Origin of the sequence: Marinoscillum furvescens DSM 4134 (assembly GCF_003386095.1) — a bacterium.
Lineage (GTDB): Bacteria > Bacteroidota > Bacteroidia > Cytophagales > Cyclobacteriaceae > Marinoscillum > Marinoscillum furvescens.
In genome coordinates this window covers 1-12,346 of sequence record NZ_QREG01000023.1, presented here as the reverse complement: position 1 = coordinate 12,346, position 12,346 = coordinate 1, and the positions used below count along the sequence as shown (strand labels likewise).

Annotated in this window: 5 protein-coding genes; all 5 read right to left on the bottom strand. The window is 45.2% G+C overall.

Features of this window, described 5'->3' with window-relative positions; translation table 11 throughout:
• Positions 1-18: 18 nt before the first annotated feature.
• Positions 19-1,560 carry a RagB/SusD family nutrient uptake outer membrane protein gene (locus C7460_RS19150; RefSeq protein ID WP_115869748.1) on the bottom strand — a complete coding sequence of 514 codons (1,542 nt, stop codon included), beginning with the start codon at positions 1,558-1,560 and terminating at the stop codon, positions 19-21.
• Positions 1,561-1,581: 21 nt separating this feature from the next.
• Entirely contained in the window at positions 1,582-4,602 is a 3,021-nt protein-coding gene (locus tag C7460_RS19145) for a SusC/RagA family TonB-linked outer membrane protein (protein WP_115869821.1), read from the bottom strand.
• 212 nt (positions 4,603-4,814) lie between these two features.
• Positions 4,815-8,918 carry a hybrid sensor histidine kinase/response regulator transcription factor gene (locus tag C7460_RS19140; RefSeq protein ID WP_115869747.1) on the bottom strand — a complete coding sequence of 1,368 codons (4,104 nt, stop codon included), beginning with the start codon at positions 8,916-8,918 and terminating at the stop codon, positions 4,815-4,817.
• Positions 8,919-9,048: 130 nt separating this feature from the next.
• A complete protein-coding gene (locus C7460_RS19135; RefSeq protein WP_115869746.1) occupies positions 9,049-10,332 on the bottom strand; it encodes a T9SS type A sorting domain-containing protein in 1,284 nt (427 codons plus the stop codon).
• A gap of 587 nt (positions 10,333-10,919) precedes the next feature.
• Positions 10,920-11,414, bottom strand: a complete 495-nt coding sequence (locus C7460_RS19125) for a hypothetical protein (protein ID WP_115869744.1) — start codon at positions 11,412-11,414, stop codon at positions 10,920-10,922.
• Between the last annotated feature and the right edge of the window lie 932 nt (positions 11,415-12,346).

Genomic DNA, 12,346 nt, shown 5'->3' with positions numbered 1-12,346 from the left:
CAGCCTCAATTGTTTGCATTAATAACCGTCGTTCTGTTTTAGGTTTTCATTGCGGTCCAAATCGCCCGCAAACTTTGGAAACAGGTAGTCTCTAGAAGCTTTAAAGGCATTGTCTGGCTCGAGTGTGCCAGGACCGAATGACTCTTCACCCAGCTGCCTGCGGACTATGTCATACCATCGCCCAAACTCGAAGGCAAGCTCAAGTCTGCGCTCATTTAGTACCAGGTCTCTAAACGAATCTTGTGTTTGACCTGTAGTCACATCTTCAGGATAAGCATTGTTAGTAGCAGCGTCTCCATCCAGCTCACGTCGAGCACGCTCACGTACCTGGTTTACAAACCCAATAGCCTCTGCTGTAGGTCCGTTTAGCTCATTGGCGGCTTCTGCAGCTATCAGCAACACCTCCGCATATCGGATTACCGGGTAATCCTGATCTGAGTCTCTGGCATTGATGCCCGACTTGCCCGGATATCGGAAATATTTGGCGATATGAGGACGTGCCACTCCACGAGGCACCTGATCCCAGTTCGAATAATGAACGGTATCGTCGTTGATCAGCGTGACCGTATCGAAACTCACTGCTTTGCGATAGTCACGTGAATCCCAGCTATTGTACACCTCCATGCTGGGTACTGCTACACTCCAGCCCTCTCCTGTTTCGTGGCGGCTATCACCACGAATGCCTGTAACAGAAGCCATGTAGTCTCTACTGTAATTACCTCCGGCATCCTGATCATTGCCTCTAAAGTCAATTTCGAATATGACTTCTGGTGATGATTCGGGAAGACTCGCATCAAACAAGGCTTGAAAATCCGGCTCCAGGGCATAACCAAATGCTCCGGCATTGTCTATCACATACTTAGCTTCGTCATAGGCAGCTTGCCAGTTGCCTCTAGTCAGCTGCACGGAAGCCAACAGAGCTGCTGCAGCACCTTTACTGGCTCTGGCACGAGTATTTTGCTGGTCTGGCAACCATTCCTTTGCATACTCCAAATCAGCGATGATACCTGCATAAACGTCATCTACGTTTGTTTCTTTCAGATTGTAAGCCAGCTCAGGATCCTTGAACGGAAAGTCTATATAGGGAATATTTCCAAACAACCGCACAAAGTGAAAATGGATAAAAGCACGTATGAAATATCCTTCAGCAATGAGTGCTTTTCTCACTTCCTCATCTGCATCGATATTCGCAGCACCTTCTACTGCATAGTTGACAGCAGCCAATGCTTCGTAGCCCTTTGGCCAAAACTTAGATACCATGCCATTGTCTGCAGACATGTTAAACTGATCTACGTCAATTCGTCGACTACTCGTACCCTGATCACCTATGGTGACCATATCGCTCCTCAATAGCAGCGAGAGCGAAAGCTTACGTCCATAAAACTCTTCGCTGGCTATAGCCGAATAGGCTCCGTTTAGTCCTACAAGTACATCAGAGGGTGTTTTATAAAAAGCCTCTGGATTGAGCAAGCCTACAGGTTCTTCTTCCAGATCCTCGCAAGAAAACGAAGCGATGAAAAGGAATGCCAGAAGTGTAAATATTGAATATTGCTTTTTCATGATTTTCTTCTTTTGAGGTGATTATAGTCCCAGATTTATTCCAAAAGTGAAAGCACGCACATTCGGATAGCTACCATAGTCGAGCCCTACCATCAGGTTTCCATTTCTACTGTTATTAGAGTTGCGATACCCTACCTCTGGGTCCAGACCAGGGTACTCAGTAAAGGTGAGTAGGTTTTGTGCACTCACGTACATGCGCAGTGAGCTGATTTTGGCTTTTGCCAACAAGGCTTTAGGAAAGGTATAGCCCAGGGCCACATTTTTCAACCTGATATAGCTCGCATCATATACCCAGCGCGTAGATACACGTTTAGACCGTGTTCCTGTCACTTTTGGCACATCTGTATTCGGGTTGGTAGGCGTCCATGCATCCAAGGCCGCCTTGGTTGCATTGTTTTGGCCTGTAAGGATATCCAGCTCCATCAGGGTATAGTTGAGCATTTCGTTACCCTGAGAGCCCTGAAAAAACACATTGAGGTCAAATCCTTTGTAAGTAAAGGTATTGTTCATGGACCAGATAAAATCCGGGTTGGGGTTGCCGATGATCGTACGGTCGTCATTGGTCAGCTCACCGTCAGGCACTCCATCAGGCCCACTGATATCCTGAAAACGCTCACCGCCAGCCTCTTGCTCAAATCCACTGCCTGGCAAAAACTCATCACCTGCCTGATAGATACCGTCATAGATAAATCCGTAAAAAGATCCCACAGCCTCGCCTTCACGCAGTATACCTGTATTGGAAAGCAAGAAGTGTCCGGGTGCAGAATTGTAAAATTCATCTGCGTGATCAGGCAATTCGAGGATTTTATTACGATTGAATGAAATATTGAAGTCGGTATCCCACGTAAATGGCCCTACGAAATTTCGGGTATTTAATGAAAGTTCGACACCCTTGTTTTCCAACCTGCCGATGTTTTGCCACTGGCTAGATACACCCACGTATGATGGCAGCTGTCGCTGAACCAGCAAGTCTTGTGTTTCCATTCTGTAATAGTCTACAGTCAGGTTTACTCTCCCATCATAGATACCTATGTCGGCACCTATGTCAAACTGCGTAGTGGACTCCCAGGTGAGCTGATCATTGGCCAAATTATCCACTTTCAAGGCGTTTTGTAGCTGATCGCCATTGCTATGGTAAATAGACGCCAGCTCAGCTAGTGACTGATACGGACCAATGGCCTGATTTCCGGTCACACCATAACTCACTCGCCATTTCCATTGACTAATAAAATCTACGGGATCCAAAAAGGACTCCCCTTTCATATCCCAGGCCAGTGCCGCAGATGGAAAAAATGCCCATTTGTTTTTAGCAGCAAAGTTGGAAGCTCCGTCATAACGAGCCGTCATCGTGAGGATATAGCGGTTCAAAAACGAATAGTTGGCTCGGGAATAGTAGGACTTAATCACTGACTCAGTGATAGAAGAGCCGGGCACCAACGGATCAGATCCATTGCCTAACCCCCAATAGCCTGCGGCATCATTGATAAACTGTCGATTGCCAGCATTGAAACGCTCACTTTGATTGTGCTGGTATGAATAACCATTTACCCAGGTAAGGGAATGATCTCCTACAGTCTTGTTGATCGTAAAGTAGTTTTCACTTAGTACAGAGGTTTGCTTCATAGTCTCCATTTCTGCCAGCCCATTTTGGCTTGCTCCTGCTATTAGGGAGGAAGGATAATACTCTCCGTTTCGCCAGTTGTTATACGTCAGGCCAAGTGTGCTCTTGAAGGTTAACCAATCCGCTATCTCCACCTCCGCGTAGTTGTTGGTTTGGAACCTGTCCGTTACCCGCTCACGCTCATAGGCCGTAGCCAGGGCATAAGGGTTATCTATTTCATCACCTATCGTAGAAGTAGTGTATGTGCCATCCGGATGGTAGATGCCCAGGTCTGGATTGAAACGGAATGCAGATGAAATAACTCCCGCCTGGCCGGCACCTCCGCTATTTTCCTGAGTGGTGACCCCTTCGCTGGTACTTCTGCGACCGTATAGGCTTACACCTAGTTTCAGGAAGTCGTTGGCCTGAATATCCATGTTGCTATTGACCGAATAGCGATTGTAGCCAGACCCAATAACCACACCTTGCTGATCAAAATAGGTACCTGACACGTAATAGCGCAAATTCTCATTTCCTCCTGTGATGGAAAGCTGATTGTTGGCTATGATTCCTGTCTGGTAAATCTCCTCTTGCCAGTTGGTATTGGCTCCGCCACCTTCGTAGGCTGGCGTAAGTTGTCGCATGTAGTCTCCAAACTCCTCACCATTGAGTAGGTCCAGTTCATTAAGTACCGACTGAGTGGTGTAGGAGCTGTTAAAGTTAATTTTGGTTTTGCCGGCCTTACCACGCTTAGTGGTAATGAGTATAACCCCATTGGCACCGCGTGACCCATAGATCGCTGTAGCGGAAGCATCTTTTAGGATCTCGATAGAAGCAATGTCTTCTGGTGGAGGCATTTCTGCTCCTACAAACCCATCTACCACACGAATAGGATCACTACTTGCATTGATGGAGGTTCCACCTCTAATTTTGATGCTGTAGTCGGCGCCCGGCTGTCCTCCATTGTTTGATTGGATCTGCACACCGGCAGCTCTACCTTGCAAGGTCTGTACTGCAGACAATGCCGGAAAGGCTGCGATTTCTTCTGCCTTCACGGAGGAAACAGAGCCCGTAAGGTCGCTTTTCTTTACGGCTCCATATCCCACTACCACTACTTCATCCAGAGAAACCAGGTCATCCGTCATGGTAACGTCTACTACAGAGCGGCTGCCCACAGCCACTTCTTTCTGCTCAAAACCTATGAAACTAAATATCAAACGGGCATCATCACCTTCGACACTAAGTGTGTAATTGCCGTCCATATCCGTAATGGTACCAGATGTGGTACCTGACACCAGTACCGATACCCCGGGCAACTCTTCCCCGTCGGTAGTAGTGACTGTGCCCGTCACCGTCCGCTGCTGTGCCCATGCCCAACAGCTCATCATCATTGCCAGTAGCCCGAGCAAGCTCCTGGAGTTTCTAGTTAGGAAAATGTTCATTTTCATACTTGTTTTCGGTTAGAATAAGTAAATCATCAGCAGCACCATAAAGACAATGACTACACTGAGTGCTACCTCAAGAAAACTGATTTTATATTTCACAAAAGTTCGCGTTGATATTTCAGTCCAATCTTAAGGAGTCTGTGGGTTACAAAAGTCCGAAACCAGGGGTACAGAAGTTCAATTTCTACTCTATAAGCCAGTCAGCGTAATTATTGATCAATTTCATCAGTCCGAACGGTGAATTTTTCGGCGTATGCCGAGGGCGTCTCTCCATGATGCTTTTGAAAACACTTGCTAAAGTACTTTGGGTTGGTATAGCCCACCTGATAGCTCACCTCAGAAACACTCAGCTTATTCTGCTCCAGCAGCTGTGCAGCTCGCTTCATGCGCATACTTTGTATGAATTCATTTGGGGTCAAGTTGGTCCATGCCTTGATCTTGGTAAACAACATCGTACGGCTCACCCCCAACTCCGAACTAAATAGCTGAATATTAAAGAATTCATTACCGATATGCTCTTCTATTATATCCAGGGCTCTTTTCAGCAACTTCTCATCCATGGAAGACACTGTAATGTCCGCTGGTTTCACCACAGTATCTTCCGCAAATTTTTTGCGGATACGATCAAAGGCTCTGAGTAAATTGCGTACTTTAAGTTGTACCTCCTTTACATGAAATGGCTTGTTGATGTATTCGTCTGCGCCAGACTCCAGCCCTTCAAACTTAAAAATCAGTGAGGTACGAGCAGTCAACAGCACAAACGGTATATGACTGGTTTTCAAATTGGATTTTACTTGAAAGCAAAACTCTATCCCGTCCATCTTGGGCATCATCACATCACTGATAATAAGATCAGGCACGAGATTAATGGCCTTTTTGAAGCCTTCCATACCATCGGCGGCTTGCTCTATACGGTATTCGCCAGCAAACACTTCCACAATTAACTGCCTGACCGATGCATTGTCTTCCACTACCAGAATCAAAGGCAGGCTCGTATCCTGATTGACATGTATTAAGTCCTGGGCTTTATCTTCGCGGAGCAGCTCTAGCTCATCCTCATTTATTTTTTGGTATACAAGTGCATCTTCACTATTGCGAAAATCTGTAAGCACCTGATCTTCTGACAGGTGTGCTCTACCAAGAGGTAGCGATACGGAAAATGTGCTCCCTGTTCCTTTTTCACTTTCGGCACGAATCTGTCCTTGATGCATTTCCACCACAGCTTTGACAATGGCCAGGCCAATACCTGTACCTGCTTGTTGCATTTTTGAAATTGGCTGCTGGTGCTCTATCTCATAAAACCTATCAAAAATACGCTCCAGGTGCTCGGGTGCCATACCTACACCCGTGTCTTTTACCACTATTTGCACATGTGAAGTTTGAAGCTCTATTTCTACAGTAATACGCCCTCCTTCGTCCGTATACTTAAAGGCATTGCTCAGCAGATTATAAAACACGCGCTCCAGCTTATCCCGATCATACCACGCCATGATGGATTCGTCACTTTTTGACAGCTTGTAGGTAATGTTGTGGATCTTTGCATGCTGCTTAAAGGACAAAAAGATTTCTTCTACGAATTTCACAATGTTGCCTTCAGCAGCTTGAAGCTTTTCGTGCTGGTTTTCGAACTTCCTAAAGTCGAGCAGTTGATTAATGAGCCTTAGCAGCCGTTGAGCATTTTTTTCCATTACCTGCAGCTGCTTGTAGACTTTGTTGGGTCCCTGATAGTCTGCCAAAATCTGCGCCAGAGGCCCCAAAATGAGGGTGAGTGGCGTACGAAATTCATGAGAAATATTGGTGAAAAACCGCAATTTCATCTGATGCAACGACTGCTGACGCTCGTGCTCCAGGTGTTCTAACTCTAGCTGATGACGCAATTTTGATCGAGAGGCAATGATCCGGCCTAAAGCAAGCAAGGAAACCACCACCACTAAAAAGTAGATTACAAAAGCCCACCATGTACGCCATGGAGCCGGTTTTACACGTATTGCCAAGGTGGTGACCTCATCGCTCCACAAACCATCATTGTTAGCACCACGCACTTCGAATGTATACATACCGGGTCGCTGAATGGTATAGGTGGCAGTGTTTGTATGCGAAATGTTCCAGTTTTCTTCCAGACCAGACAGCCGGTAGGCGTAGATGTTTTTATCTGGATTGATAAAATTTGGAATCGCAAAATCAATAGAAAAGATGGCCTCATCATGATCCAACACCAGCTCACTGGTTTCAGAAATCACCTGCGATAGGATGTGCCCCCCTACTTCAACTGATTCATTGTAAACCTTGAAATCTGTAAGTATGGTGCGCGGCGTATAGGTGTTGGGCTGTATCTTTCGTGGAAAAAATGAACTTACCCCCTGAGGGCCACCAAAAAAGAGACGCCCGTTTGTCGTTTTCAAGCATGCGTTGTTATTAAACTCATTGGATACCAACCCATCCGATTCATCAAAGGTTAAGCTCTCGCCTGTATCCGGGTTGTATTTGACTATCCCCTGATTGGTACTTATCCAAAGATTGGCCTCATCGTCCTCCAAAATCCCGTGAACTACCTTGCTGCTGCCATCCGCTCCATCAAAGAGGTCTATCGCCTTAAAATCCTGAATTTGAGAGTCATATAAGCTAAGACCTGACTCATACGTTCCTACCCAAATCCTACCATCCGAGCTTTCATGGATCACCAGTATATCCTCACCAGTACGCTTTTCTGGATTGTAAAAGAACCTGACAAACGCTGTGGTTTCTTCTGCTCTGGATTCAGGCGAAAGGTAGTTGAGACCATACTGCGTGCCTACCCAGAGGCCTCCATCAGTAGCTACATGTACGGCACGGACATGGTCATCCGAAATACTCTTAGGGTCTTGTTCATCGTGTAGGTAGGTTTTAAAGGTTTGGTCTGCCAGGCCCAACACCTGCACCCCGCCTCCAAAAGTCCCCAGCCATACACGGTTTTCTTCATGTGAGATACTGTACACACTATTGTTACTCAGGCCACTTTGCACGTCATAGTGCTGTACCCATTCATTGGATTGCATATTGTACACGTCCAGCCCCCTACTGAGCGTTCCCACCCAAAGTGTATTCCCCTGAAGAAACAGCGACTTTATGTTGTCATCTGAAAGTTGTGCATTATCGGTTGTAATGTGTTGTATTTCTTGGCGCTCCATATCGAGCATGTTGATGCCACCTCCTTCCGTGCCGATCACTATTTTCCCGGATGGGAGCTCCACCATACTGCTCACTACGGGGTAACTCAAACCTCTGCCCGCCGGCTGCTGACTAAAGTTTAAAAAATTGCTGTTCGTTTCATCCAGTAGGTTGACTCCTCCATAGTAAACACCCACCCATAACGAGCCTTTACGGTCTACATAGGTAGATTTGATCGTGTTTTTCGATAGACTACCATCATCCGCAGGGTCACTGAGTAGCCTTACAAATCCTTTTTCACCATCGTATTGATTGAGCCCTTTATAGGTACCCACCCACAGGTTTCCTTTTTGGTCAAAACTGAGCGACCGTACATCGTCATGACTGAGCGAGTGATCTGCCCCCGGGATACTGCGAAACCTCCGGTGAACGTTCAGGTTTTTATCCAACACAAAAAGCCCCTGGCGCGTACCCACCCAAAGCATCGAGTCAGGTGATAGTGCGATGGACTGCACATGCATTTCCTTACCCGGCACAAGAGTTACAGGCACAAATCCACCTGTAGGATTGGTTTTAAAAAGCCCGCTGGATGTCCCTACATAGAGCTCACCCCTAGTTGACTGATACAACTCATATACGTGCACATCAGTTTTGTCTTGTGTAAGATACACTCGCTCCAATCGCCCATTTCTTAACTGGCACAACCCTCCTGCTGTGCCTACATAAAGGGTTCCATTAGAGCTTTGGCACAATGCCCACACACTATTGTGCACCAGGGAGTTAGGGTCTTTTTCATCTTTTAAATACCGGGTAAACCTGTCCTGGTCATAGTCGTAATGATTTAACCCATTGTAGGTGCCTATCCACAGGTCTCCAGACCGATCTACCAAAACCTCCAGGATGTCATTGTTGCTCAGCGTGGTACTGTCATCAGGGTCATTTCTATATACCGTAAACTGATTGCCATCATACCGATTGAGTCCATCGCGGGTACCAAACCACATCAATCCATTTAAGTCCTGCGCGATGCTAATCACTGAGCCCTGCGAGAGCCCATCGGCTGTAGCCAGGTGTCTAAACTGATACTGGCCATAGAGTACGTTGTTTACACAAAAGACCAGAAAAAATGATAGGACTAGTAGTTTGTTGTTTAGTAAATGTGACATTTAGGTTGGGTCTGATCAAAGCCTATATAAATATCTATCCGCAACCTTACGATCATAGATGTCTATATGCTTAGAGAGAAAATTAACAGGTTTTTATGAAAGCATCCTATAGCTTTTGGGTCAACTAGTACTAATCGTGATTAGATCTGACAAATCGAAACCTTGAACCATGAGCATCCATCACGAAATAGACACCTTCAGGCAAATGACTGACCTCAAAATATGTGGCAGATGCATGCCCTACTATTTCTCCACTTACAGCATATATCGTCCATGGAGCTGTACCTGCATGCTCCAGCTGCAGCACCTCTGACACAGGATTAGGATACACAAACCCTTGTTGTAAGCCGGTCTTTAGCACATCGCTACTGGAATCATTCGTATCATCCGCATTGGCTACATACCCTTCCGGCTTCTCGCAGGCATACATTTTCACCTCAGGGTCGCCCAGGCCATCCTGATCGGCATCTGCATACCAGTCTCCACATTCGCTATCTACATTGTTTTGGACATACCCTTCAGGCCTGGTACAGGCAAAAGTATAATGATTGGGATCACCCAAACCATCTCCATCTTTGTCTTCATACCAAACCGGACATGCCGCCACCTCGGTGACTTTGAAGTCCGCAAAAAGCACCGTTTCGTCGCGCAGCGAACTACTATCCGACAAACTCCGGTAGATGCCCCATTTCGGGCGAACAAACGAAGCCTGATCCCTCCACATGTCGAGCGAGGTATTTTCATAGCTTAGCACCGATGTGCCATCCAGTAGGTGAAGGTCCATCCGCAGGGAGCCCGTATCCTCGGCATAGAGCACCTCACAGGTTGCTTTGGTCCATTTTCCTTTTATCAGCCCTATCGGCACTTCCTCTACTGCCGTGTAGGCATTCCCCCCACGGCCATGGAGTAGCTGCAGCTTGTCCGGGTCACCTTTGCGTGGAGTGATGGTCACCAGCGGATTTTTGTCGTCATCGCCACCTACTACTTTTAGCTGAAACAAATGTGTAAAGCCAGCGCTCGACTGGAAGCCTTCGTCAATTTTAAAGTACCATTCATAAGTCACCTGCTCGCGCCTTATTCCTTTGAGATAGTCTGGTGACGGACTGTAAGCCTTGATCTCATTGCGCTGGCGGTCTTCCTTCGTTTTGCAGCGATCCGTATCGATGGTCTTGTGGATGTGAAACCGAAAGACATTTTTGCCCAGCGCCTCATCAAATACCTCATCGATGTGTTTTTGGTTGTCTTCATGGTCACAGTCCGGCACTTCGAGGGGCTGTCCACCTAGCTTTTCTGCCAGCAGCTCATAGGTATTACCAGGTCCATCTGCCACGATTTCCGTTACTGTCACTTCCTGGGCGAAGAGCATCGGTGCCCAAATGACCAACATAAGAATCATTACCAGTGATTTTTTCATACACGCTATATTCGTCTTTAGGTATTTTAAACTTAAAACTATGGCTGGCACTGGCAACAGGCGTACAGATTAGGGGTAACAATCGTACAGAAGAGGGCTTTTAGGGTATTTGATAAGGATTTAGTCCACCGTGCCTGGGTTGGAGGCTTCCATGCGTTGGTTGGAGGCTTCCGTGTATTGGTTGGAGGCTTCCGTGTATTGGTTGGAGGCTTCCGTGCATTGGTTGGGGGCTTCCGTGCATTGGTTGGAGGCTTCCGTGCATTGGTTGGGGGCTTCCGTGCGTTGGTTGGAGGCTTCCGCCCGTGGGTTGGAGGCTTCCGTGCATGGGTTGGAGGCTTCCGTGTGTTGGTTGGGGGCTTCCGTGTGTGGGTTGGAGGCTTCCGCCCGTGGGTTGGAGACTTCCGTGGGACCCGTCCTAATATTACTTGACAGGTTTTTACTTAATTCTTCTAATAATAGTTTACATCAATAAGTGATAATCCTAATTGTACTTTACCTGGATTACAGTAATCCCAGGTGAAGTATACAGGCCAGGATTAAGTCCTGCTTTGGTTTTACGATTTAGCTGGTAGTATTAAATTCAAATACTATTCTTTCTCAGGGACATCAAAATAAACCCTTATCAAGGTTGCTTTACCATTCATTAATTTATCCTTTTCTACAAGATAAATGACTTTATCCTTGCCAGAAAAAGTCTTATATATTTTGTTTTTAGATGTATTTCTGAACCAGTTTTGATCTATAACATTCACTTCATCAAGAAATGATATTGGTTTTACCTGATATTCAAAAACCAAATCAGACCAAGAGGGTAGGTTATTATAGTAATGAAACCAAACATGCAGGTGATTTTTAATTAAAATATTATAAGTCCTACCCCAGTCCTTTGGATAATCATTATTATCAGACAAAGTCCGGCTAGATTTCCTAATGTTATTCAAATCAACTTGTTCATACAATATGTAGAGGGTGTCAGCATTTTCTTCTGTTTCAAAATATATGGCATAAGTAGCATGTCCTACAACCACAAAAATTACAATGAAAAACGCCCTAATTGCATTTATTTGATTCGATTTGCCCATGACTCATATAATTATTTCTTAAGTCTAGCCTACTTTATTAAATTTTCGTCGTATCTGTTTTTAGAATTTACATCACCGTAAAGGAATATATAGTATCCCAAGAAAATAATGCCCTGTCTAATTTATCATCATAGGCTGCCAAATGGACTGATAACATTCGTAATGAATCTTAATAAGGTGTTTTGATCAGACACAATTCAGATTCCGCTTGAATTGGAAGACTTAATACCTCTATTCTATGCCGTCCACCCAAACAACTCTAAACCTGTATATGCATTCCTTCGATCGGGCTACCATATAAATATTTTTAAATATTGAGTTGATACTTGGATCTAGAAAAACACTATTGTTGGATTGTTGAACCTCACACTTCCTTATTTCTATTGCTTTTTTTCGTAATTGTTCAACAGATTTAAAATGAATGAGGTAATACTCATCATTTTCTATGAGTTCCAACCCAGATTTCCTCATGAAAATTTCACTACTATCCGCTAAAAAGATTCTGGTTTCGATGTTGTTAAGACAATTAACAACTAAGGTAGTATCAAGAGAATTTAACTCTACAAACACTCTATCTAGCCTTTCACATTTTTGAGAAAAACATTCCTTGTTAAGTAAGAAACATGAGAAAACAAGTATCAAGGTATACTTCATGATTACTGACAATTAGTGTTTTCAGTGGATTCAAGCAGTTCGATAAAGAGTTCGTCTGCATTCTCGTTGTTCATTGCAACAAGTTCATCCACCACCTCCATTTGTTCAGTAGGCGATCCCGTTAAGATTCGTTGTTTGAGTTTGTCGAGTACCAATGATCAGCGTTCTGGAGTGCATAGATGGGTAGAGTAGAGCCTGACAGCCCTACATGTTGCTATAAATATAGCGAAATAGAACTGCCAGCGCCCCCTTCATCAAACCGTGCATGAAGTTTTCCC

Bases quoted from the DNA above. Each gene is read 5' to 3' on its own strand.
- C7460_RS19140 (WP_115869747.1), bottom strand. From the start codon at position 8,918: ATGTCACATTTACTAAACAACAAACTACTAGTCCTATCATTTTTTCTG.
- C7460_RS19135 (WP_115869746.1), bottom strand. From the start codon at position 10,332: ATGAAAAAATCACTGGTAATGATTCTTATGTTGGTCATTTGGGCACCG.
- C7460_RS19150 (WP_115869748.1), bottom strand. From the start codon at position 1,560: ATGAAAAAGCAATATTCAATATTTACACTTCTGGCATTCCTTTTCATC.
- C7460_RS19145 (WP_115869821.1), bottom strand. From the start codon at position 4,602: ATGAACATTTTCCTAACTAGAAACTCCAGGAGCTTGCTCGGGCTACTG.
- C7460_RS19125 (WP_115869744.1), bottom strand. From the start codon at position 11,414: ATGGGCAAATCGAATCAAATAAATGCAATTAGGGCGTTTTTCATTGTA.